This window comes from Lutaonella thermophila, assembly GCF_055387725.1.
Genome location: NZ_AP043783.1, coordinates 1,906,968 through 1,931,321 on the forward strand (window position 1 = coordinate 1,906,968; position 24,354 = coordinate 1,931,321).

Annotated in this window: 23 protein-coding genes; 8 read left to right on the top strand and 15 right to left on the bottom strand. The window is 33.5% G+C overall.

Annotated elements, in window-relative coordinates:
* Positions 1–80: 80 nt before the first annotated feature.
* Positions 81–1,985, bottom strand: coding sequence for a molecular chaperone DnaK (gene dnaK, locus ACZ5CF_RS08945; RefSeq protein WP_464578970.1), 1,905 nt, complete (start codon positions 1,983–1,985; stop codon positions 81–83).
* Positions 1,986–2,172: 187 nt separating this feature from the next.
* On the opposite strand from dnaK, the gene ACZ5CF_RS08950 reads away from it, so the two are divergent.
* On the top strand, positions 2,173–3,597 hold the full coding sequence (locus ACZ5CF_RS08950) for an L-serine ammonia-lyase (RefSeq protein WP_464580847.1): 1,425 nt from the start codon (positions 2,173–2,175) through the stop codon (positions 3,595–3,597).
* Here ACZ5CF_RS08950 and ACZ5CF_RS08955 read toward each other — a convergent pair.
* A complete protein-coding gene (locus ACZ5CF_RS08955; protein WP_464578971.1) occupies positions 3,594–4,052 on the bottom strand; it encodes a nuclear transport factor 2 family protein in 459 nt (152 codons plus the stop codon). The genes ACZ5CF_RS08950 and ACZ5CF_RS08955 overlap by 4 nt on opposite strands.
* A 108-nt stretch (positions 4,053–4,160) precedes the next feature.
* On the opposite strand from ACZ5CF_RS08955, the gene panB reads away from it, so the two are divergent.
* On the top strand, positions 4,161–4,979 hold the full coding sequence (gene panB, locus ACZ5CF_RS08960; RefSeq protein WP_464578973.1) for a 3-methyl-2-oxobutanoate hydroxymethyltransferase: 819 nt from the start codon (positions 4,161–4,163) through the stop codon (positions 4,977–4,979).
* Positions 4,980–4,990: 11 nt separating this feature from the next.
* Positions 4,991–5,698 carry an RluA family pseudouridine synthase gene (locus tag ACZ5CF_RS08965; protein ID WP_464578974.1) on the top strand — a complete coding sequence of 236 codons (708 nt, stop codon included), beginning with the start codon at positions 4,991–4,993 and terminating at the stop codon, positions 5,696–5,698.
* Here ACZ5CF_RS08965 and ACZ5CF_RS08970 read toward each other — a convergent pair.
* The gene (locus ACZ5CF_RS08970; protein WP_464578975.1) at positions 5,691–7,235 is read right to left on the bottom strand and encodes a hypothetical protein; all 1,545 of its coding nucleotides are present in this window, start codon (positions 7,233–7,235) and stop codon (positions 5,691–5,693) included. The genes ACZ5CF_RS08965 and ACZ5CF_RS08970 overlap by 8 nt on opposite strands.
* A 987-nt stretch (positions 7,236–8,222) precedes the next feature.
* On the opposite strand from ACZ5CF_RS08970, the gene ACZ5CF_RS08975 reads away from it, so the two are divergent.
* Both ACZ5CF_RS08975 and ACZ5CF_RS08980 read left to right on the top strand, forming a co-directional pair.
* Entirely contained in the window at positions 8,223–9,605 is a 1,383-nt protein-coding gene (locus tag ACZ5CF_RS08975) for an aldehyde dehydrogenase (protein ID WP_464578976.1), read from the top strand.
* Positions 9,605–10,336: a nitroreductase family protein gene (locus tag ACZ5CF_RS08980; RefSeq protein WP_464578978.1), complete on the top strand. Its 732-nt coding sequence runs from the start codon at positions 9,605–9,607 to the stop codon at positions 10,334–10,336. The genes ACZ5CF_RS08975 and ACZ5CF_RS08980 overlap by 1 nt, the downstream gene beginning before the upstream one ends.
* On the opposite strand, the gene ACZ5CF_RS08985 is transcribed toward ACZ5CF_RS08980, so the two are convergent.
* The 4 genes from ACZ5CF_RS08985 to ACZ5CF_RS09000 are packed head-to-tail and all read right to left on the bottom strand — an operon-like array spanning position 10,333 to position 12,942.
* Positions 10,333–10,977: a response regulator gene (locus ACZ5CF_RS08985; RefSeq protein ID WP_464578979.1), complete on the bottom strand. Its 645-nt coding sequence runs from the start codon at positions 10,975–10,977 to the stop codon at positions 10,333–10,335. The genes ACZ5CF_RS08980 and ACZ5CF_RS08985 overlap by 4 nt on opposite strands.
* Complete coding sequence (locus ACZ5CF_RS08990; protein WP_464578980.1) at positions 10,964–11,758, bottom strand: sensor histidine kinase; 795 nt, start codon at positions 11,756–11,758, stop codon at positions 10,964–10,966. The genes ACZ5CF_RS08985 and ACZ5CF_RS08990 overlap by 14 nt, the downstream gene beginning before the upstream one ends.
* A complete protein-coding gene (locus ACZ5CF_RS08995; RefSeq protein ID WP_464578981.1) occupies positions 11,731–12,390 on the bottom strand; it encodes a hypothetical protein in 660 nt (219 codons plus the stop codon). The genes ACZ5CF_RS08990 and ACZ5CF_RS08995 overlap by 28 nt, the downstream gene beginning before the upstream one ends.
* A 30-nt stretch (positions 12,391–12,420) precedes the next feature.
* Positions 12,421–12,942 (bottom strand): hypothetical protein, encoded by a 522-nt coding sequence (locus ACZ5CF_RS09000; RefSeq protein ID WP_464578982.1) that lies wholly within the window; start codon positions 12,940–12,942, stop codon positions 12,421–12,423.
* A 258-nt stretch (positions 12,943–13,200) separates the two neighbouring features.
* On the opposite strand from ACZ5CF_RS09000, the gene ACZ5CF_RS09005 reads away from it, so the two are divergent.
* On the top strand, positions 13,201–13,362 hold the full coding sequence (locus tag ACZ5CF_RS09005; RefSeq protein WP_464578984.1) for a hypothetical protein: 162 nt from the start codon (positions 13,201–13,203) through the stop codon (positions 13,360–13,362).
* Here the strand turns inward: ACZ5CF_RS09005 and ACZ5CF_RS09010 are convergent.
* The 6 genes from ACZ5CF_RS09010 to ACZ5CF_RS09035 are packed head-to-tail and all read right to left on the bottom strand — an operon-like array spanning position 13,343 to position 20,776.
* Positions 13,343–14,179 (bottom strand): 5-oxoprolinase subunit C family protein, encoded by an 837-nt coding sequence (locus ACZ5CF_RS09010; protein ID WP_464578985.1) that lies wholly within the window; start codon positions 14,177–14,179, stop codon positions 13,343–13,345. The two genes, ACZ5CF_RS09005 and ACZ5CF_RS09010, sit on opposite strands and share 20 nt — an antisense overlap.
* A complete protein-coding gene (pxpB, locus tag ACZ5CF_RS09015; RefSeq protein ID WP_464578987.1) occupies positions 14,176–14,904 on the bottom strand; it encodes a 5-oxoprolinase subunit PxpB in 729 nt (242 codons plus the stop codon). The genes ACZ5CF_RS09010 and pxpB overlap by 4 nt, the downstream gene beginning before the upstream one ends.
* A gap of 1 nt (position 14,905) precedes the next feature.
* A complete protein-coding gene (pxpA, locus tag ACZ5CF_RS09020) occupies positions 14,906–15,640 on the bottom strand; it encodes a 5-oxoprolinase subunit PxpA (RefSeq protein WP_464578988.1) in 735 nt (244 codons plus the stop codon).
* Positions 15,640–16,863, bottom strand: coding sequence for an Nramp family divalent metal transporter (locus ACZ5CF_RS09025; protein ID WP_464578990.1), 1,224 nt, complete (start codon positions 16,861–16,863; stop codon positions 15,640–15,642). The genes pxpA and ACZ5CF_RS09025 overlap by 1 nt, the downstream gene beginning before the upstream one ends.
* Positions 16,851–18,386: a YifB family Mg chelatase-like AAA ATPase gene (locus ACZ5CF_RS09030; RefSeq protein ID WP_464578991.1), complete on the bottom strand. Its 1,536-nt coding sequence runs from the start codon at positions 18,384–18,386 to the stop codon at positions 16,851–16,853. Before ACZ5CF_RS09030 ends, ACZ5CF_RS09025 begins: the two co-directional genes overlap by 13 nt.
* A complete protein-coding gene (locus tag ACZ5CF_RS09035; protein WP_464578992.1) occupies positions 18,386–20,776 on the bottom strand; it encodes a penicillin acylase family protein in 2,391 nt (796 codons plus the stop codon). The genes ACZ5CF_RS09030 and ACZ5CF_RS09035 overlap by 1 nt, the downstream gene beginning before the upstream one ends.
* A gap of 172 nt (positions 20,777–20,948) precedes the next feature.
* Between ACZ5CF_RS09035 and ACZ5CF_RS09040 the strand changes: the two genes are divergently transcribed.
* Together ACZ5CF_RS09040 and ACZ5CF_RS09045 are read left to right on the top strand one after the other, a co-directional pair.
* Positions 20,949–21,422 (top strand): hypothetical protein, encoded by a 474-nt coding sequence (locus ACZ5CF_RS09040; RefSeq protein WP_464578994.1) that lies wholly within the window; start codon positions 20,949–20,951, stop codon positions 21,420–21,422.
* A complete protein-coding gene (locus ACZ5CF_RS09045; RefSeq protein WP_464578996.1) occupies positions 21,419–21,619 on the top strand; it encodes a helix-turn-helix transcriptional regulator in 201 nt (66 codons plus the stop codon). Before ACZ5CF_RS09040 ends, ACZ5CF_RS09045 begins: the two co-directional genes overlap by 4 nt.
* A 3-nt stretch (positions 21,620–21,622) precedes the next feature.
* Here ACZ5CF_RS09045 and tilS read toward each other — a convergent pair whose 3' ends face one another.
* Together tilS and ACZ5CF_RS09055 are read right to left on the bottom strand one after the other, a co-directional pair.
* Positions 21,623–22,933 (bottom strand): tRNA lysidine(34) synthetase TilS, encoded by a 1,311-nt coding sequence (gene tilS, locus ACZ5CF_RS09050; RefSeq protein ID WP_464578997.1) that lies wholly within the window; start codon positions 22,931–22,933, stop codon positions 21,623–21,625.
* Positions 22,934–22,963: 30 nt separating this feature from the next.
* A complete protein-coding gene (locus tag ACZ5CF_RS09055; protein WP_464578998.1) occupies positions 22,964–24,259 on the bottom strand; it encodes an anthranilate synthase component I family protein in 1,296 nt (431 codons plus the stop codon).
* Between the last annotated feature and the right edge of the window lie 95 nt (positions 24,260–24,354).

The following is a 24,354-nucleotide window of genomic DNA, read 5'->3' on the forward strand; positions in this document are numbered from 1 at the left end:
TTTTTTATGGTTACAAACCTAACTATCAATAAAAAAAGCAGGCTTAAAGCCTGCTTTTTAAGTTTTGGTATGTAGTATTCTTATTTAACTTCTTCGAAATCTACATCCTGAACGTCATCGTTCTCTTTTGTATTATCTGTTTTAGCTTCAGAGCTTTGTGCTCCTCCGTTTTGCTGAGCTTCTGCTTGAGCTTTATAAAGTTCTTCTGAAGCAGCTTTCCAAGCTTCGTTAATTTTATCTAAAGCAGGCTGAATAGTTTCTACCTCTTTAGTTTCGTAAGCCTTTTTAAGCTCTTCTAAAGCATCTTCAATTGGCTTTTTCTTATCGGCAGATAACTTATCTCCAAACTCTTTTAATTGTTTTTCTGTTTGGAAAATCATTGCATCTGCTTCGTTAAGCTTATCAGCTTTTTCTTTTGCTTTTCTATCTGCTTCTGCATTCGCTTCAGCTTCACGCTTCATTCTTTCTATTTCTTCTTGTGTTAATCCGGAAGAAGCTTCAATTCTGATATCTTGTGATTTTCCTGTTGCTTTATCTTTAGCTGTTACATGAATAATTCCGTTAGCATCTATATCAAAAGTAACTTCAATTTGAGGCACTCCTCTTGGTGCCGGTGGAATTCCGTCTAAGTGAAAACGACCAATCGTTTTGTTATCTGCAGCCATTGGACGCTCTCCTTGCAGAACGTGAATTTCTACAGAAGGTTGATTGTCTGCTGCTGTAGAGAAAATTTGAGACTTTTTGGTAGGTATTGTTGTGTTAGCTTCTATAAGCTTTGTCATAACGCCTCCCATAGTCTCTATACCAAGTGAAAGCGGAGTAACATCTAGTAAAAGTACGTCTTTTACATCTCCGGTTAATACACCACCTTGAATAGCAGCACCAACCGCTACTACCTCGTCTGGGTTTACTCCTTTGCTTGGTTTTTTTCCAAAGAATTTTTCTACCGCTTCTTGTACTGCAGGAATTCTGGTAGAACCACCTACAAGTATAATCTCATCTATATCTCCGGTAGAAAGTCCGGCATTCTTTAATGCAGTTTTACACGGCTCTATAGTGCGTTTTACCAAGTCTTCTATTAAAGTTTCAAACTTAGCGCGTGATAATGTTCTAACTAAGTGTTTAGGACCACTTGCAGTAGCAGTAATATACGGTAAGTTTATTTCTGTTTGAGTTGATGATGATAGCTCTATTTTAGCTTTTTCGGCAGCTTCTTTTAAGCGCTGTAAAGCCATTGGGTCTTGACGAAGATCTATTCCTTCTTCTGCCTTAAACTCATCAGCTAACCAATCAATAATTTTCTCATCAACATCATCACCTCCTAAATGTGTATCACCGTCTGTAGATAACACTTCAAATACACCGTCTCCTAATTCTAATATTGAAACGTCGTGTGTACCTCCACCAAAGTCAAATACAACAATTTTTTTATCCTCTCCAGACTTATCTAAACCATAAGCTAAAGCAGCAGCTGTAGGCTCGTTAATAATACGTCTTACTTTTAAACCTGCAATTTCACCCGCTTCTTTAGTGGCTTGACGCTGAGCATCGTTAAAATAAGCCGGAACAGTAATAACAGCCTCTGTTACGGTAGTTCCTAAATAGTCTTCGGCAGTTTTTTTCATTTTCTGAAGAATCATTGCCGACAACTCTTGAGGAGTATATAATCTACCGTCTATATCTACACGAGGGGTATCGTTATCACCTTTAACTACTTTGTATGGTACACGCTCTGCTTCTTTTTGAGACTCAGAGTATTTATTACCCATAAAACGTTTAATAGAATAAACCGTTTTCTTAGGGTTTGTTACAGCTTGTCTTTTTGCAGGGTCACCAACTTTAATTTCTCCGCCTTCTACAAATGCAATAATAGAAGGAGTTGTACGCTTTCCTTCTGCATTAGGTATTACAACGGGTTCGCTACCTTCCATTACGGCAACACAAGAGTTGGTAGTCCCTAAATCAATTCCAATAATTTTACTCATTTCTTGTATAGTTTAAGTTTTATTTTACTAATTCTAAATTTTACTCACTCTGTAAATGTCAATCACTATGCCAACACAAAAAATATGACAAGGTGTCAGAAACTGCTGCCCAAGCTTTCGTTAAAGTTGACATTAATTTTAACAAACAAAATGTATCTTTGGCGTTAAATTCTGCACTATGCGACAGATTGAGTGTATTAGCGTTTTCGATATGCTTAAAATTGGGGTTGGCCCCTCTAGCTCTCATACATTAGGCCCTTGGCGTGCTGCCGAAAGGTGGATAAACGAACTTAAAGACAATGGCATTTTTAATAATGTTAAAGGCATTAAAGTACATGTGTACGGATCACTTTCTTTAACCGGCAAAGGGCATGCTACAGATCTTGCCATAATGCTTGGCCTCTCTGGAGCCGACCCGGAATATATACCTGTTGCAGATATTCCAAATATTATAGATGCTATTAAAACATCTCGTACTATTAAATTTGCCGGTACTGTTATTCTTCCATTTAATGCTGAAACCGATATAATTTTTTACCGTGACTTTTTGCCATTTCATGCTAACGGACTTACATTCGAAGCAATTTTAAATGATGATTCATCTATTACAGAAACATACTACTCTATTGGAGGTGGCTTTGTAGTTAAAGAAGAACGTGAAAACGCAAAACAAAACATAGAAGCATTTAAGGCTTTCCCATTTCCTATAGAAAAGGGAAGCGAATTATTAGCTTTTTGTAAGCAAGAAAACAAACGTATTTGGGAAATTGTACTTGAAAACGAACGTTCTTTACGCTCTGATGAAGAGATAGATAACGAGCTTAAACGTATTTGGAACACCATGCTTGAGTGCATGTATACCGGTTGCCATACCGAAGGGATTCTTCCGGGCGGACTAAACGTTAGACGAAGAGCGTTTGATTTACACCAAAAATTAAAAGGAAATATTCCTTACAATAATCCGGAAGAATGGATTGAAGCCATCAGAAAAACAGAAGTTAAATTCAGACATATATTTAAATGGGTTAGTTGCTTTGCTTTAAGTGTTAACGAAGTTAATGCTTCTTTGGGTAGAGTTGTTACAGCACCTACAAATGGTAGCGCCGGTGTAATCCCTGCTGTGCTTATGTATTATTTAGTGATAGAAAATCATAAAGCAAGTTTTAACCACATAAAGCGCTTTTTGTTGGTAGCCGGAGAAATTGGCAGTTTGTTTAAAAAAGGGGCTACAATATCTGCCGCTATGGGAGGCTGCCAAGCAGAAATAGGTGTATCGTCTGCAATGGCTGCCGGAGCATTAACAGAACTTTATGGTGGTACGCCAGAGCAAGTTTTAATGGCTGCAGAAATTGCCATGGAGCATCATTTAGGTTTAACCTGCGATCCAATTGCCGGATTGGTACAAGTTCCCTGTATAGAACGAAACTCTATGGGAGCGATTAAGGCTATTAATGCTGCAGAATTGGCTATGGAATCTAACCCGGAGAATGCAAAAGTACCGTTAGATAAAGTTATAAATACCATGTGGGAAACGGCTAAAGACATGAACAGCAAGTATAAAGAAACCTCAGAAGGAGGTTTAGCAGTAACTGTAAATTTAAGTGATTGTTAACGGTTGCAGCCTTCCCGCTTACGTGTATCTATTAAATAAATTATTTTCCAGCTACCATTATCATTAAAAAGCTGAAAAGAATTTACACCACAATGGCTAAAGCTTCCGTTAAACCAAAACTCATAGGGTGTCCAAACATTTGCCATATTTTCATCTATGTTAACAGTAAAAGATAACAAACGTTCTTCCCACTTCTGGTCTGCCGGCCTGTTAGCAATAGCCTTTATTAAATCAGACACACTAGATTGATACAGCACATTCTTTCCTTCTTTATTTTTTGTAGCCGTTTGCAGTAGCGCTGTTTTATAAATGGTTGTTTTTAATAATGTTGTGTCTCCTTCATGAAATGCCTTAAAAAATGTTTTTATGGTTTCTTTTGGTGTTTGAGTTGTTGATTGTTGAGAAAAACAAACTCCTGAAATAAAAACAGTTAGTATTGTTGCATAAAATCTCATTTGTCTGATTTTTTTTGAAAAATAACTCACAATGTGTATAAAACTGGTACTTTAAACAAAAGTTTAACAAAACTCCTTATTTTTACGCAACTAAAATAAACCAAGAAAATGTCTGTAGCTAAAAAAGAATATAAACGCATTACAACCAAGTCTTTAGTAGAAATGAAAAGCAACGGAGAGAAAATCTCTATGCTTACAGCCTACGATTATTCAATGGCAAAAATTGTAGATGGTGCCGGAGTAGATGTTATCTTGGTAGGAGACTCTGCAAGTAACGTAATGGCAGGTCATGAGACCACGCTACCAATTACGTTAGATCAAATGATTTACCATGCATCAGCTGTTGTTAGAGCTATAAACAGAGCCTTAGTAGTGGTTGATCTTCCTTTTGGAAGCTACCAAAGCGACCCTAAAGAAGCTCTGCGTTCTGCCATTAGAATAATGAAAGAGAGCGGTGCTCATGCCGTAAAATTAGAAGGTGGTAAAGAAATTAAAGAGTCTATAAAAAGAATATTAAATGCCGGAATCCCGGTTATGGGGCATTTAGGTCTAACCCCACAATCTATTTACAAATTTGGCACTTACACGGTTAGAGCAAAAGAAGAACAAGAAGCACAAAAGCTTAAAGAGGATGCCAAGCTATTAGAAAAATTAGGTTGTTTTGCTATAGTTCTTGAAAAAATTCCTGCAAAATTAGCTAAAGAGGTAGCAGAAAGTGTTTCTATCCCAATTATTGGTATTGGTGCCGGAAATGGTGTAGATGGGCAAGTTTTAGTTATACACGATTTATTAGGGATGACACATGAGTTTAACCCAAGGTTTTTAAGACGTTACATGAATTTATATGATGATATGACTAATGCTATCTCTCAATATGTAACCGATGTAAAATCGTTAGATTTCCCTAACGAAAACGAGCAATATTAGCACATTAAACAGTGAATACCGGCATAAAATCTGACAAAAACAACCTGCTTGTTTTATTCGAAGACAATCATATTATTGCAGTAAATAAAAGACCCGGAGATATTGTTCAGGGTGATAAAACCGGCGATACTCCGCTAAGCGATATAGTAAAAGCCTATTTAAAAGATAAATATAACAAGCCCGGTAATGTTTATTTAGGTGTAACTCACAGGCTGGACCGCCCAACAAGTGGTGTCGTAGTTTTTGCTAAAACCTCTAAAGCTTTACCCAGATTAAACAAAATATTTGCCAATAAAGAGGCCCAAAAAACCTACTGGGCTATTGTAAAAAACAAACCACCTAAACAAGCAGATACTTTAACGCATTGGCTTAAACGCAATAGCATAAAAAACAAATCTGTAGCTTATTCCAAAGAAGTTCCGGAAAGTAAAAAAGCGAGTTTAACATATACTGTACTTGCAACTTTAAATAATTACTTTTTGCTTGAGATAGACTTGCATTCCGGCAGACATCATCAAATAAGAGCCCAATTAGCCGCCATAGGTTGCCCGATAAAAGGTGATTTAAAATATGGTTTTAACCGAAGCAATCCCGACGGGAGTATTAGCCTTCATGCCCGAAAGCTTAGTTTTATTCATCCTGTAAAAAAAGAAACTGTAACAATTATAGCGCCTGTGCCAAATAACTCATTATGGAAAGCTGCAGAAAAAGCTACCTGAGTACTTCTTGGGCTTTTTCTTTTATTACTTGTTCTACTGTTTTGTTATGTATTTTGCTCTCTAACCAAGAAATAATATCTAAGTATAAAAATGCTCTTTTCTCGTATGGGTGGTCTTCAAACTGCTTTAACCGAGCATGAAGTTTTTTAAATTCTGTTTTAAGCTCATGCGGATATATATTCCCCAGGTTACGCAAAAACCTTATCATTTCTTTTTGCACAGCTTGTAAATCGTTCATTTTTAATAAAAACTTATAGGTACTTTTTAGTTGCTGCTCTAACCTAAAGTCTAATCCGGCTTCATAATGAGCCACTAAATTAAGTACTCTGGCAAAACACATTAAATCTTCTCTGGCTTTTAAACTTTTGTTTTCAATAATTTTATTTAAATAACTAATACATGTTTTATTGTCGCCCACAGCAAAATACAAACACCCAATTTTATAGTAAAATAACATAATGTGGTGTTCATCTAATTGTAAACTGTGTTTTTTAATTCCTTTTTTTATTTCGTTTACCAATCCCAGAGCTTCTCTGAAAGTTCCTTCAAGAAAGTGAAGGTTTAACTTGTTATTATAGGTATATAAAAACAGTAGTGATTTGGTGTTATCATTTAACGGAAAATCTTTGTCTTGTGTAGTTTGCTCTAACCTATGTAATACTGTTCTGAATTGTGATCCGTATTTTAAAAAGAATAAAGATTCTAATAAATAATTTGTGCCTTTTAAAAAAAATACCGGATTTATTTTAATCATCTCCGGGTGTTCGTAAAATAAAGATACCCACTTGTTAGCATATTTATACGATGATAAAAAGTCTTGCACCAAAAAGCTATACCATAAATGAGCCTTGTAAAGCCATAAGCGCTCTCTAAACCCTAACTCGTCTAAATTGTATTCTGGAAGTCTTTTATTAAAATATTCGGTGATGTGATCGTACTCTGCATCACTCTTTACATAACCTGTCTTTAGCATAATACCATATAATTGCAACGATAGGTTTGATAGCTTACTAGTAAGTACATTTTCTATACTTAACTGCTTTGCCTCTACGGCAAGTTCATCTGCTCTATGGCTTAAGCTTCTGGTTATATATTGTGTTTCTATAACTTTTTCGAGTTCTACAATTTCTAATGCAACATTTTTCTCTTGACTATTTAATGCCAGTTGTTTTGCTTTCTCTAATATTTTAAGGCTTTGTTTGTAAAGACCTTTATGATACAAAATAGTAGCAAAGTCTAATTGCTCTCTAATTTGAACTCGTATATTTTGGTGCGATGGGTTTAAACGTAAACTAATTAATATTTGCTTGTATAAGTGAGCTTTTAAGTTAGACAGTTGTTGTTTTTTAACAATGCCAGATTGTAAAATAGCCTGCTCATCGTACTCGTTCATTCTATCTAACAAATTAAAAAGGGCTATAAACTTGGCATCTGTATTTACATCTAACCGACCAACATATAGTTTAAATTGTCGCTTTTCTGATTTTGAAAGCGATTTAATCAGAACAAATAAATTGTCTTTGTTTTTGTTTGTCATAGTAAATATTAAAAAACAACAAATTGTATATCAATGCAATACTAAAAGATAACTGTGGTTTAACATCGTATTTTACCACAAAGTTGTTCTTGATTTCATTATACCAAAATATAAATTTGAGACGCAATTAAAAAGTGCGGCTTTAAATTGTTAAAAAAGGAAAGCTACTTACGTTAGTATTGCAAAAGCCAAATGTTTAGTTGTTTTGTTAGTTTTAGTTTAGGTAACCGCTTTGAGTGTAGTGCTCAAAGCGGTTATTTTTTTTAAGATTATTCTTATAAATATCGCTATAAATAACTTTTACAACAAGAAAAAGAGGTTTCACAACATTATTTTTTAAAATTCTATTTAGGTTTATACGTTTGATATGTAATTAACATAAGGTATTTAAGAACATTTGACCCAAATCTTATCATTTTCATATAGTGTTCTCTTAAAAAAGCTTCGACAAAAACTCGGGGCTTTTTTGTTTTAAATAACTTTCTGTTGCAGTAAAACAACAGCACTTTAACACTAAACAACAAAAAACAGTAGTTTCACAACAAATATTTTTAAACCAATATTACTACTCTTAGATTTGAATTGTTATTACGTAACAACCAATAATTAAACTAAGACCCAAAACTTATCATTTTCATATAGTGTTCTCTCAAAAAACCCTTCGGTAATTAAAAAAGCTGAGGGGTTTTTTATTTTTAGCAGATCATAACTACCTACAATACAACAACTTACCATCTAATTTAAAGAGTACACCACAAGTTTTGTTAGCTTCACAACAAAAACTTTCAAACAACATTTAAACCTTTTAAGTTTGATATATCATTAAGATTAAAGCACACATCTTTTCATTTTACATTTAGTTGCCAAAAAAGCTTCAGTTAATTCTGAGGCTTTTTTATTATAAGTTATTTGTAATAAAAAAGTAGTAAAATGCTTATGATTAATTTTTTTTAGTAAATTACTACTTATAAAATATGTATAACCAATATGGAATCTGAACTCGAAAAAGTACTCAACAATCAAAGAGACTTTTTTAAAACCCTGCAAACCTTAGATATAGATTATAGAAAACAAGCTCTTAAAAGGTTAAAACTTCAAATAAAAAAAAGAGAAAAAGATATTATAGATGCACTTTATAACGATTTTAAAAAACCGGAATTTGAAACCATACTTTCCGAAACCGGTATTGTTTTAAAAGAATTAGATTATGCTATAAAAAATATTGCATCGTGGGCTAAGCCAAAACGAGTATTCCCATCATTATTAAACTTTCCTTCGGTAGATTATATTACTAAAGAACCCTATGGAGCGTGTCTTATTATTGCCCCATGGAATTATCCTTTTCAATTAGCCATATCTCCTTTAATAGGTGCTGTTGCAGCTGGTAATACTGCCGTTGTAAAGCCAAGTGAGTTGGCGCCTTATACATCGGCAATTGTAGCGCAAATAATAGAAGAGGCATTTAATGCAGAACATGTTTGTGTTGTAGAAGGTGGTGTTGAAGTTTCTCAAGAACTTTTATCATTAAAGTGGGATTATATTTTCTTTACCGGTAGTGTTCAAGTTGGGAAAATTGTTGCCAAAGCTGCTGCACAACATTTAACGCCTTTTACGTTAGAACTAGGTGGTAAAAACCCTTGTATTATAGATAATACTGCAAACATTAAACTAGCTGCTAAACGTATTGTTTGGGGTAAATTTATTAACGCCGGACAAACCTGTATTGCTCCAGATTATATTTTAATTCATAAAAGCAGTAAAGCTGGTTTTATTGAAGCTGTTAAGCAAGAAATTAAAGAGGCATATGGTGATAACCCGGAACAATCTCCGGATTATCCCAGAATAATTAATAAAAAGCATTTTAATAGATTATCAAGCATGCTTTCCGGTATGAAAATATTGGTTGGCGGACAAACAAATGAAACTGACAACTATATTGCCCCTACTCTTTTAGATGAGCCCGATTTAGACAGCGCTGTAATGCAAAACGAAATATTTGGCCCTATACTGCCTGTGCTTACATATACAACGATGGCAGATATTCATAAAATTATAACCAGATATCATAAACCATTATCACTTTATGTTTTTTCAAGCAACCGTTTATTCACACATAAAATAACCACATATTATTCTTTTGGAGGTGGTGCAGTTAACGATACTGTTGTACAATTTGCTAACAATAAATTACCTTTTGGAGGAGTTGGCCATAGCGGAATTGGAGCGTACCATGGCAAAGCAAGTTTTACTACCTTTACACACCAAAAACCTATAGTAAAAAGAGGTACTTGGCTAGATATACCAATAAGGTATGCACCATACAAGAAAAAGAAAAAAGTATTACAGTTTTTTTTAAACTATTTTAAATAATGAGCGAAAAAACAGTTTCTGAAGCCATTTCATATAGAAGATCTGTTAGAATATTTAAAGAGGCAGAAACATTAGATACAGAAAAAGTAAAAGCCTGTATAGAGAATGCAACATTAGCCCCTACCAGTAGTAATTTACAATTATGGGAGTTTTACCATATAACCAACCCGGAAACCATAAAAAAGCTAACATATGCCTGCTTAAACCAAAATGCAGCTAAAACGGCTAAGCAATTAGTAGTGGTTGTTGCTCGTAGAGATTTATGGAAAAAAAGAGCTCAAGCCAATATTTCTTTTTTAGAAAATATGTATGGTTATAAACCTAAAGAAAGTTATACCAAAAGAGAAAAATTTGCCCTTAATTATTACAAAAAAATAATTCCTACTGTTTATTTTGATTTTTTAGGAATTATTGGGTTTTTTAAATATTTAATTTTTAACATAATAGGACTTTTTAAACCTGTTTACAGGCAAGTTAGAAAAAGTGATCTGCGTATTGTAGCACATAAAAGTGCTGCATTGGCAGCACAGAATTTTATGCTGAGTATGGCTGCTATTGGTTATGATACTTGCCCTATGGAAGGAAGTGATACTTTAAGAGTTAAGAAAATTTTAAACTTACCCTCTTCTGCAGAAATTACCATGGTTATTGGTTGTGGTGTAAGAGATAATAAAGGTATATACGGACCACGATTTAGAGTTGCGTTAAATGAAGTATATACCAAAATTTAAACATCAATTAAACGGTTCTTGATTGCATATAGCACTAAGCCTATTCTGCTTTTTACCTGAAGCTTCTCGAATAGGCTTTCTCTATACCCATCTATTGTTTTTGGGCTTAAACACATTTTATCTGCAATTTCTTTGTACGTAAGCTCTGTACACGCCCAGTTTAAAAACTCTAACTCTCTTTCTTTAAGTTGAAGCTCTTCTTGTTTTAATGAACCATTTTGTAGTGAATTGTAAACCTTATCTGAGTTGTAAAAACCTTTTTCTAAAACCTCGGTCATTGCCATTTTAAAAGTCTCCGGATGTATATCTTTTAGCAGATAGCCTTTTGCTCCATATCGTAGCATTTTAATTATGGTATCTTCATTATCATCCATAGAAAGCGCCAATACTTTTACATTAGGGAAAGCCTCTTTAAGCCATTGCATGGTTTCTAACCCATTCATTACAGGCATATTTATGTCTAATAAAATTAAGTCGGGTAAAGTTGATTTAGTTTGTAATGCTGTTTGCAGTTGCTTTCCGTTAGACACATGATAAAGCACATTAAAGCCAGAGAAAGAGTTTACAAGGCCCTGTAATGATTGTGCAAATAACTCATGGTCATCTACAATAACAACATTGTATGTGCTATGCAGCGTCATCTTTTTTTCGTTTTAAATTATATTTTAAGCGAATACAAGTGCCTTCTCCGGGTCTAGAAACCAACTTGTAATCAGATTTTATAAGCTCTGCCCTGCTTTTCATGTTCATCAGTCCAATCCCTTTTGCCTTCTTTTCAGTATCAAAGCCAACACCATCATCATTAGCCATAAGCTCTAAATAGCTATCATTATAGTTTAAAAACACTTTTAGATTTTTAGCTTTTGAGTGTTTAACTACATTTGAAAAAAATTCTTGAAAGATTCTAAAAATTATTATTTCGTCTTTGTCATCAATACTTTTTTCATCGCCATTCACCTGAAGTGTTGCTTTTAGAAACTTTAGCCTATTAAACCTTTGAAGCTCTAATTCTAAAGATTGTTTAAGACCAATTTTTTGTATAACCTCATGATTTAAGGTTCTTGAAAGCAAACGTAAATCTTGTAAGCTTTTACCAACAACATCGCTCAATTCTACTAACCTTTTTTTGTTTTTCTCTTCTATTTGATCTGAAAGTAAATTTAACTGCATTTTAGCTACAGATAATAACTGCCCAATATTATCGTGTAATTCCCAACTAATATTCTTAAATGCTTGTTCTTGAATCTCTGTTTGTGATTTAATCAACTCAGATTCGTAACGTTGTTTTTCTTGAGCCTTTTCTATTAATAACTGGGTTTTTCTTTTCTGAAAAACATAAAAAAGGATAGCAAAGCCAATAGTTATTAATAAAAATGTAACTATAAAGAATAATACTAATAATTGTATTTCTTTTGGCTCCATATAACCCCTATTATAAAAAACAAATGCATTAAAAAGTTTAACGTAAAAATACCTAAGCTATATAAAGCTCCTTTAAACTCAAAGTAAGTACTGGTAAGCTTTAGCGGGATATAAGGAACCCAAAAAATTAATATCCCAACCGTAAACCAGAAATATACTGAGCGTTCAAACTTTAAAATTTTCTCGGTTTGTAATATTTCATTAAAATAAAAGAAAATTGATGTAATTACAAATAATGCTGCTACAACAAAGGTATAGGTTTGTACTGTTAAAAAGGGCTCCCATAGTAAAGTATTTAACACAAAAAAGAGCAAATAGCATATTAAAAACAGTACTATAATTTTGCGTTTTCTTTTACTTGGTATTAAGCTTCTGTACCATAACAAGTAAAAGCTGCCAATAATTAAATAATGAATATTTGAAATAAAATATATTGAATGTTTGCCATCTAAAATTTTATAGTAAACAAACCTATAGGAGAATTCTGTTATGGCTATAAACCATAAAGCAAACAAAAAATATTTGCCTTTCCCGACAGCATATTTAGGGTACCCAATAGTTCCAACTATTGCACTTGCCAGGGCTATGTATTTAATAGAACTTTTAAGTCCTTCTAAAAAAGTTAAATCCACATGTATAGTATTTTCTAACTAATTTTTAAGCTATTGTCCTTGGGGATAGGTTGCATTTGGAGGGTCGCCCATACCGCCATCATTCATCGGAGAAACATCTAAATCTCCCGGCTTGCTCTGAAAAACAACTATGCTCCCTTCTTGCTTGTTGCTACTTCCGGTAGGCACTAAAAAAACCGTTGTATAATCTTTGTTTTTTCCTTTAGTATAGACTCCGTAATATATGCGCAAACCTTCTACTTTTTTTCCGCTTTTAGCTGCTTCTTGCTTTGCATAGGCTATGTATTGCTCAATCTCTTGAAGCGTAAAATGTGCCGAAGCAGATACCTTAACTTTTCTTTGTTGCAACGTATCTTGCATTACTAAAGCCTGCATTTGTTGTAAATCGGCAACAAATTGTCTGCTCATTTTTTTTGCCTCTTCTTTAGTTACTAATTTTTCTTCAAGCACAGAAAAATCAACTTCTTTTTCTTTAGACTGCTTGCAACCTAACAATAGCGCTGCAACCAAGGCAACACTTGCTATAACTTTACTTTTACAAATAGTTTTCATAATCTAACAGGAAATATTGGTGGTTAATAAATAATATTGAGAGCTTGTATTTGTATCAAGGAGGCATTTGTTTTAAGCTTACAAGATACTGTATATAAAGTGTAAATAAAAGGGTGATTTCCCCTAAAAATATGATTAATAAAACTGTATATTGGGTTTTACTTTATTTTAAAATAATGGTTATAGATAGCCAAAAGCAAATGCGTTTACTAATTATTAAAGCAGTTAACAAAAAAAATAATTGCTTGGAATGACGGATTGGTATTTAGTGAGTTTATTTATGCTTTTTGGCGTACGTTAAAAAACCATAAAGATTTTGCTGAAGATGTTAAGAAAATAACCGATTCTTTACCGTCTGATGAACATGCCATAGAACTCTTAGCTAAAGAATTTAATGAATTTAGAAGTCTACAACTTTAAAAGTTATTTTATCGCCCATTTTCTTTTGAGCTAAGACTGCTATTGCCTCATTGGTTAGTTGAAAAATCCTGGCATAGCCTCCTGTAGTTTGAGCATCTTTCATTAAAATAATTAAGTTTCCCGACGGAGTTAATTGTATAGTTCCGGGTATTGTTGCAGAAGTAACTATGCTTGAAAGTCCTTTAGGAACACGCTCTTTAAACTGGTAAGCCATTCTGTTATTTTTATCTACTGTAAAACTGTTTGTCTCTAAAAAATGAATTTGTTCAGTAGATAATACATCAAATTCAGGGGCTTTAAATACTGTTAGTTCAGTTATATTATTAGTTACAATCTCAATTTTATTATTTACCGTAGTATCATTTAAGTTTATAAATTCAATTTCGCTGTCTTTTTCAATGGTTTTATTAGGCGTAACCGGATAGTAATAAGATTTACTTTCTAAATACACCTCAGATTTTAATCCGCCAAAAACACCTATATAAGTTCTATAGCCTGTTTTTAATTTTTTAAACGATAAAATATCACCCTCGTCAACTAAATACACTCTATTATTTTGTATGGGTTGGTTGTTTAATTGCGGTTGCATATTGCCTCCTGTTATAGCAATTTTTGTAGCTTTTAAAAACAAAATAGTTGGTCCAACCATAGTGCATTCTAAGGCAGCTGCATTGTCATGGTTACCCAATAAATCGTTTAGTAATTTATACGATACTTCATCCATAACTCCAGAAACAGGAACTCCAAATGCTCGGTAGTTAAACCTTCCCTTGTCTTGTATAGTGGTATAGAACCCTGGATGAATTACTTTAATCATTCTTGTACGGGTGATATAGAAAAAATATTAGCAGCTACTTTAATTTGTAAAAGTTCATACTCATGTATAGAAATAGCTTTGAACTTTATTTGATCTCCTACTTTAGCAAAAACCGGTGGTTTTTTTGATAGATTGAAAAGAGGTACAGGGCAATTCCCTATAATATTCCATCCTCCGGGTGATTCTTGTGGGTATATTCCGGTTTGTTTTCCGGCTATACCAACAGCTCCTTTAGTAATTTTTAATCGCGGTTTACTTTTTCGTTGTATTTGAAGTGATTTGTGCACCTCTCCTAAATATAAAAACCCGGGTAAAAAACCTATTCCATAAACCGTGTATGTGGTTTGGGTATGTAAATTAATTATCTCTTTTTTTGATAGTTTGGTAGCAGCCATTATAGCGTTTAAATCAATTCCAAATTTGTTATCATAACAAACCGGCAATTCCCATAAATTATACCTAAAATCAGCTTTTTTATGATTTATATTACGCTGCAACTCTTGCAATTTGTTAATTATATTATCTGTTACCTGAGTATGGTTAAAGAGTATTGTTATAGAATTATAAACCGGAATTATCTCTAATTGATAATTATTAAAAGCTTTTTTTATAATTTCTTTAAACGTTAAAATATACGATAAAACCTCTTCGGTAAAGTCGGTTTTACATGTTATTACTAAAGCATTTTTTCCTAATCTCTGGTATGTAAATTCTACATCTTTCAAATCATCTAATTATAATCTTATGTGCTTGTAGCTTATGGTTTAAAAATTGTACAATTGCTACAGCATTGGGAGTATCGCTATGAACGCATATTGTGTCTGCTTTTAAAGTAACAGTAGTGCCATCTACTGCAGTAACACTGTTGGTTTTAATAATTTGTAATACGTGCTCTAAAACTTTATCCGGGTTGGTTATTAAAGCATTTGGGTGCTGTCTGCTAACTAATGCCCCAGTGTTTATATAATTTCTATCGCCAAAAGCTTCAAAAAAAACTTTTAAACCATTTTCTATAGCAATCTTTGCAATTACCGAGTTAAAAGGTACATATAATACACAAGATTTAGCGGTTTCCTTAATTGTATTAACATAAAAATTGGCTAATGCAGCATCTTTAGCTAAATCATTATATAAAGCTCCGTGTGCCTTTATATGATGAAAGTTTACATTGTTTTTTTTTGTTATGGCAACTACTAAATTAATTTGCTGCTCTAACGATTCTCGTAAAACAGCATGGGGTAATTGCATGCTTTTTCTACCAAAGCTTTCTTTATCAGGATACGAAGGGTGCGCACCTACTTTTACATTAAATTTTTTAGCCAGTTTAACAATTTCTGTAACACTTACCTCATTCCCAGCATGCCCGCCACAGGCAATATTACAAGAGCTTATGTGTTTAAAAAGTTCGGCTTCATTATTAAAACCCTCTCCTACATCACAATTTATATCTATGGTCTGCATCAACCCAAATTTGTTATCACTTTAAGAATACTTTTTACACCTAAAACACACGTTATAAGCACTATTATAATAGCTAATATATTTTGAAAAAGCGTGTTTTTATGTGCTCCTAAAACTTGTTTTTTGTTTACCACCCACACCAAAAAAATTGCAATAAAAGGTAATAAAATGCCATTGGCTACCTGAGCCATCTTTATTATCTGTATTGGCTTTATGTTTAAAAACAAAGAGCCAACACCTATTAATAAAATAAACATCCAAACCAACCTAAAGCGCCAGTTTGTTAAAGACTTCTCCCAATTAAAACAACTTCTGGCAACATAAGCAGCTGCAAGAGGAGCTGTAATTGCTGAAGTTATACCGGCAGCAAAAAGACCAATTCCTAAAAAGTAAGTTGCCATTTTGCTATAAAGCGGTGTTAAGGCCTGAGCAATATCTGCAACAGATTCTACTGCTTGCCCTTTAAATGCTGCTGCGCTAATTATAATTCCAACAGAAACTAATCCGCCTAGAATAATAGATAAAAAAGTATCTATTTGGGCATGTTTTAAATCTTTTTTATTGGTCCACTTTTCTGATACTATAGATGCATGCAAAAACAAATTATAAGGCACTACAGTTGTTCCGATTAATGCCACAATTGTTAAAATATTGGTTTCTGTTACAGAAATAGTGGTGAATCCTTTTAAAGTATCACTAAAGCTTGGCTTTGTGAGAATAGCAGTTATTATAAACGAAACGCTCATTACAATAACCAATGTTATTAAAAATTTTTCGAGCACTTTGTATATCCCTAAATACAACAATATAAAGGCTATTAATCCTATTAAAAAAACATAAATTTTAGTGTTCTCTGCCCCAAAAATGGCTTCTAATCCTAAAACAGCACCTCCAATATTTCCGGCTTCGTAAGCTGCATTTCCTACTACAATTGCTATTAGTATTAATCCAATTACTAAACCTCTTACAACATTGTTATTTATTTGTTGTTTTATAACTGCAGCTAACCCTTTCTGGGTTAATATGCCTGTTCTGGCAGCCATTTCTTGCAAAACAATGGTAGCAATAATAGATAGCAACATTGCCCACAATAAGCTGTAACCAAAATTTGCTCCTGCAAGTGTGCATACAGTTACTGTACCCGGACCAATAAAAGCTGCTGCTATTAAGGTTCCCGGGCCTATATTTTTAAGTTTTTCTTGTATAAACTTTAGCCCAACCATCCTTCTCTGTCTAAACTTCTGTATTGTATAGCTTCTGCAATGTGAGCATCTTGTATTGAACTTGAATTATCTAAATCTGCAATTGTTCGAGAAACTTTTAAAATTCTATCGTAGGCTCTTGCAGACAGCTGTAGCCGTTCCATAGCATTTTTTAATAGTGCTTTAGAAGCATCATTAAGATTACAATACAACCTGATTTGTTTAGAGTTCATTTGTGCATTGTAATGTACTTTTTCATTGTCTTTAAACCTATTTGTTTGTATTGAACGGGCTGCTGTAACACGCTCTCTAATGGCAACACTACTCTCTGCTGTTTGGTTACTTGATAATTTATTAAAAGGTACCGGAGTAACTTCTATATGAATATCTATTCTATCTAGAAGCGGACCGGATATTTTACTTAAATATCGTTGCATCTCGGCTGGAGATGAGGTAACCGGAGCATCCGGATCATTAAAATATCCTCCCGGACTGGGATTCATGCTGGCCACCAACATAAAAGACGATGGGTACGTAACCGTAAATTTAGCTCTAGAAATTGTAACTTCTCTGTCTTCAAGAGGCTGCCTCATAACTTCTAATACGCTACGTTTAAATTCTGGGAGCTCATCTAAAAACAACACACCATTATGTGCCATCGATATTTCGCCGGGTTGTGGGTAACCTCCTCCACCAACCAAAGCTACATCGCTTATTGTATGATGTGGATTTCTAAAGGGTCTGTCGCATAATAATCCTCCGTTTGCAACTTTGCCCACAACACTATGTATTTTAGTGGTTTCTAATGCTTCTTGCAATGTCATTGGTGGTAATATAGACGGAAGGCGTTTTGCAAGCATTGTTTTTCCTGCTCCTGGCGGACCGATTAAAATTATGTTATGCCCACCGGCAGCAGCTATTTCCATGGCTCGTTTAATGCTTTCTTGTCCTTTTACATCGGCAAAATCGTGTTCCGGATACGCCAAGCTATCATAAAATTCTTTACGTGTATTAATTTCTGTAGGGGTTAAAGCCACGTCTTTGTCAAAAAAATCTATAACTTCTTTAATGTTATCTACCCCAAAAACTTCAAGATTGTTAACTATTGCTGCTTCTTTTGCATTTGCTTTTGGTAAAATAAATCCTTTAAAATCTTCTTCTCTAGCTTTAATTGCTATGGGCAATGCCCCTTTTATGGGTTGTAAACCACCATCTAACGATAATTCTCCCATTATTAAATAACGCTCTATTTCCGTAGCTTTAATTTGGTTTGATGCTGCCAGAATACCCATGGCTAATGTTAAATCATAAGCAGAGCCTTCTTTACGCAAATCGGCCGGGGCCATATTTATTGTTACTTTTTTTCCGGGTATTTTATAACCGTTATTAGTAAGTGCTGCAGCAATACGGTAATTACTTTCTTTTACTGCATTGTCGGGCAATCCAACTAAATGGTATCCTATACCTTTATCTACATTTACCTCTACTGTAATTGTTGTGGCTTCTACACCAAAAACAGCGCTTCCATAAACTTTTTTAAGCATTAATTTTGGGGATGAAATATTAATAATCTGGAGTTGTTTTGTATTTCTTGTTTGTTCATCATCATTTTTCTAAATTTTCCTTGATTGTACATTTTAGCCTGGTCTGAATAATGCTCGCTAAACGGGTTTCCTGATTGCCCGGTTGGTAAAATACTTATACTGTTTTCTACATCAGAGAAGTCTATAACCCTTCGGGTAGACGGACCCGCATTTACAGAGAATTCTAAATTATCATTATAAATAAAAGCTGTATTATTTATTACTTCTCTTGTTCCGGGAACTGAAAACGGACCAACATTAAATATTGGGCGTAATAAAGCCACTTGCCCTATAGGATGTTGGTGCTCTAAAATATGTAACTTATGCCATTGCCAATTATTTATATTAGCACCTAAGTTTGAAGCTAAGTCATTAAAAGCTGCAATAAAAGATTGGTTTACAACATCTTTTTTAGTTTCTATTTTTTTGGTGGTTATGTTGTCCCACCAAACCGACTCTTTCTTTGCAGCCAAAGGGGCTATAAGCCTTTTATGAAAATGTGTTTGCAAAAACTTGGCAAATAATTGGTCGCCTAATTCATCGTGAAAAGCAAGCTTTAAAAAATAATACTCCCATTTATGATAAAATGAAGGTGCAATATCATTTAAATCATTAGTTCCATCCCATTGCTTTAAAATTTTAACGATTTCTTTTTGGGCTTCATTCAAATCATTGTGACTAAGCTCACTAATTAAATTTAAAGCAATTTCAGGATTTACCGGCGATTCGTTATTATTTATCATCTCTCCCACCGATGTTATATCCCAATCGTTCTTCTTTTCTAAAAGAGCTACAATTTGCTTTGCTCTGTTTTCCGGTAAATAGTATCCTGGGTATAACATACCAGCAATAGAGTCTACTTGATTATTAGCAGAATACACATAATCCCAAGGCGGGTTTACAGCTTGTGGGTTGTCTGAAAAAGATAAAAAACGTAATATCTCGTTGTTTCCGGACGCTCCATCTAAAAATAGTTTTGTATTTACTTCTTTAGGTAATTCATATAGTTTTCCGGTTGCCCACCAAGCTACATTTCCGTTAGCATCGCCATACATTACATTTAGTCCGGGAGCATGAATTAAAGGTAATGCTTGCGAAAAATCAGTTAGATTTTCTGCATGGCTCATAGCATAAAGTGCTTGTAACAGCTTATTATTTTGTTTGGTATAAATCCAAGACATTGCAATAGGTTCTTTCCCAGAAATACCCTCTGCAATATCATTTAAAACCGGTCCGTGATGAGACTTTTTATAAATAAATTCAACATCGGGCTTCCCTTTAACTTTTATAGTTTTAGTAACGGTTGTAAACTCTAACCAATCATCTTTGTACTTATATAGTTTAGCGTTTTGCGGATGTAATTCTTCTACATAAAAGTCTATATCGTCGTTTTCAAACATGGTGAGACCGTAGGCTGTGTTTCGGCTGTGCGCCAAAAGCGGAAACGGAACACCTCCCAAATGATACCCATACTTTTCGTAATTAGGTGTAGCAACATGCGCCTCATACCAAACAACAGGTTGAGCATACCCAATATGCGGATCGTTTGCTAAAATAACTTTACCGTTTTTAGTTTTGCTTGGGGCAATAACCCAGCTATTACTTCCCTCAAATTGTGGAACCGGTAATGTGCTTAACGACTCATTAATATGATTGTTAACTGCTACCAACAACGAATCTGAAACTGTTGTTTTATAGTTTTTTATAAAAACCGTACTGGTATCAACATTTAAAGATAAATCTGCTAAATACTCATTGCCTAATTTATTTTTAATATAAGTAGCCAACGGATCTGTTTTATGAGCCATAGCAAAGCTAAAGGCCATATAGCCAATTATATTGTAAACATCTTGTATGGTGTAATGTGTTTTGTTTAATCCGGTTAAATGAAACTCAATCGGTGTTGGACCGTTATCTATAAATTGATTAATTCCGTCTAAATAAGCGTTTGCAAGTTTAACAGATGGGTGGTTAAGGTTAACTTCTTTCACTACTTGCTTAGTAGCTTCATCTATTCCTAAAGCTAAAAAAAACTTGTCGGTTTTAAGCATATCTTCTCCAAAAACCTCGCTCAGTTTTCCTGTAGCAATACGCCTTAAAAGCTCCATTTGCCATAGCCTGTCTTGAGCATGTACGTAACCTAATGCTCTAAATGCATCTTCTTGGTTACCGGCATAAATATGCGGAATCCCATACGCATCAAAATAAACTGTAACTTCTTGGGTAAGATTTTGTAATTGTTTTTTTCCCTCGTAATCGGGTTTTAAAGATTGAATAAATAATCCTGCAGAAACTACTAATACTAAAACAATGCAACCTAATACTATTAGGGATTTTTTTAATTTTTTCATAGAAATTTAACATACAAAGTTTCTAAACTACAAAAAATTTAATTGATTAATAAAACTATTTTTAAAAACTAATTAAAAACAAAAACATCAAATAAAACATACTTAATGTAAAATATATTTTACTTTTTATAAAGTATTATTTACTTTTATACCTGATTTAATTTTTATACTTATGAAAACTATTTACTTATTACCCAATAAAATGAAAAAAATAGGATGGATTATATTTATTCCGTCGTTTCTGTTTGGTACTATAGCTTGGTTTAGTGGTTTAGAATTTGACAGCCTCTTAAAAACCAATGTTATAGCAATTTTTTACGAGGGTTTACTTTCCGGCGATTATAAATTTATTACCGTTATAAAAAATGGTGTTCTCGATGAAATTATTGCGATTTTAATTATTGTTGGAGGACTTATGGTTTGTTTTTCTAAAGAAAAAGACGAGGATGAGTTTATAGCTAAAATACGGTTAGAATCTTTAGTTAAAGCTGTTTACGCAAACTATTTGGTGCTATTATTTGCTATTGTTTTTGTATACGATATGTCGTTTTTTCATGTGCTTGTATTTAACATGTTTACAACTTTGCTTTTTTTTATGGTGTACTTTACCATAAAGCTTAACAAACTAAGAAAAGAATACTCATGAAAAACACTATAAAAGTTCAGCGTGCTATAAAAAATATTACACAAGCAGAATTAGCAACTATAGTTGGGGTTAGCCGGCAAACTATTAACGCTATTGAAAAAGGAAAATATGTTCCCTCTACCCTTCTTGCCTTAAAAATGGCAAAGTATTTTGAGGTACCGGTTGAAGATATATTTATTATTGAAGATGGGGATTAGTTATTAAAACTCAACCGTAATTTTAATAATTTTTTTTGAAGAATCAGAAGCTTTAAACCTATCGTCTCCTCGCCTTCCAATAACCCAAACAATATCATTTTCTGAACATAGAAGCCACTGGTTTTCTTTTTCAACTAACGATAATTTTTCGTCTTTAAAAAACTTGCTTAACTTCTTTTTTCCTTTCATACCAAAGGGTAAAAACCAATCGCCTTCTTGAGGTTTTCTTACGGTTAACGGAAATTTTAATTTACTTGCATCTGCGTAAAACACATAATTGCTTTTATCTGTTACTTGGGTAACCTCTGTAAAAAGTAATGTAAAAGCCTCTGTTTTAAATTCTTTAGGCTCTTTAATGGTATATGCCGTTTCTTGTGCATTAGGTAATGTTGTAAGTAGTAAATACGTTCTGTCTTTTATTAACCTGTGCGTATCACTGCTTACATATTTACCGCTTTGTGCACTGTTTATTAATGTCTGGATATCATTCCACTGGGTAAAACCGTACTCACTAAACAAATAGTATAAATATGTTGTAAGCGGATGTAGTTTTTGTAAATCGGTGATAAGGATTTTTATAATGTTGTTGTCTTTTATAAAAAGTTTATGTTTTACTGTATTAATATGTTCTTTAACGAGCAATTGGGTTTGTTGTAAAAAATGTTGCGTTTTTAAAAAGTTGTTTAAAAACTCCGGATGTGTTTCTTTTAGCACCGGAATGGCTTCTAACCTAAGTTTATTTCTAACATAAATTGTTGATGCATTGCTGCTATCTTCTCTCCATTTTAATTTATTTTCTACAGCATACAAATAAATTTCTTCACGCGAAAACTGTAAAAGTGGCCTAACCGTTTTATTATTAATTTCAGGAATTCCTGTAAGTCCGTCTAATCCGGTGCCTCTTGATAAATTAATTAAAAAGGTTTCTAAAGCATCGTCTGCATGATGCGCAGTTACAACAAAATCAAACTTGCCACTATCTAAAAGCTCGTTAAACCAATTATAGCGCAACGTTCTGGCTGCCATTTGTGTAGAATAGTTTCCTTCTTCTTTAAACGCTTTTACATTGAATTCTTTTACTAGCGCCTTTACACCTAATTTCTTGGATAAATCTTGTACAAATTGCGCGTCTTCATCACTTTCAATAGCTCGTAATTTAAAATTACAGTGAGCAAGCGTAATTTGCAGTTGTAATTTTGAGCATAAGTGTGCTAAAACTACACTATCTAATCCTCCACTACAAGCAATAAGCAGCTTCTTGTTTTTTAAGAAGTTAAATTTGGTATCTAGTATGTTATTAAAACGTTCTAACATTGTAAATAATGGTTAAAAGTAGCTTTTTTGCTACTTGTTTTCTAACACAGCACGCATTGCCTTGGCTTTAATTAAACATTCTTCGTATTCTTTTTCCGGGTTAGATTTTGCTGTAATTGCACTCCCCACAGAAAAAGATACATACTTATTTAATTTATTATACAATATACTTCTAATTACCACATTAAAATCAAAATCGCCTTCCGGAGTGAAATAACCAATAGCCCCACTGTAAAGCCCACGCTTGGTTTCTTCTAATGCTTCAATAATTTTCATTGCAGAAATTTTTGGAGCACCTGTCATACTTCCCATCGGGAATGTATCTTTTAGCAATTCTACCGGATCTGTAGTTTCTGTAACATTAGCCGATATGGTAGAAATAAGCTGATGAACTTGTTTAAATGTATATACCTTACACAATTCTGTTACAGTAACAGAACCTTTTGTGGCGTGTTTAGACAAATCATTCCTCACCAAATCTACAATCATAATATTTTCTGCTCTTTCCTTTGGGTCTTGCGCTAAGGTGTTTGCCAAAATCTTATCTTCCTCCAAATTATTGGCTCTTTTTGCTGTTCCTTTTATGGGCTGTGAAATTACTGTATTACCCGTTTTACGTAAATATCGCTCTGGAGAGGCGCACATTGCAAAAAGGTGTTTTAATTTTACATAAGCTGCAAAAGGAGGCTTAGAAATTTTATTTAAGTTAAAATACGTTTGAAGCGGATTTATAGCTGCTTCTTGAGCAAAAAATTCTATGCAAAAATTGGCTTCGTAAATATCTCCTCTGTAAATATGGTCTAATAATTTTTTTACCTTATCGTAGTACGCTTCTTTGTGTACTCTAAGCTGAATTTTTGTTGTGTTTACTTTATCTGAAACCGCTTTATTTTCTGAAGCAATAATAGCCTTATAATCTTTTTCAATGTCCTGCGCTACTTCTTTTAAATACAAAAACTCTAATGTAGAAGCTGTAGCTTTAATAATTTTTTTGGGTTGAAAGAAAACCAAATCAGGAAACAGCAGTCCGTCGTAATTTTCAGAAGAAAGTTGCTCTATATCATTTTTTAAATCGTAAGAAAGGTATCCAAAAATCCAATCGTTTGTTTCTTTTCTAAACGCAGAAAGCTTAGCAAACGCATTATTAAAATTAGTACTGAGCGTATTTTTAGCTTGTACGGCTAAAACTGCCTCAAAACTTGTATGTTGTTGCTTATACTCGTTGCTGTCTAACCAAATAACCTCGTTAAACAAGCTACCCCAAGTAAGTAACTTGGGTTTAATTTTAGCAACAGATGGTAATGCAAACGTTTTCCGTACTCGCAAAGCAATACTTTTGCGCAAATATAGTAAGTTAGCTGTTGGCTAGAGATTTTATTAATAAGTTTAAAGCTTAATTATAGGGTTGTGAATAAAATTTA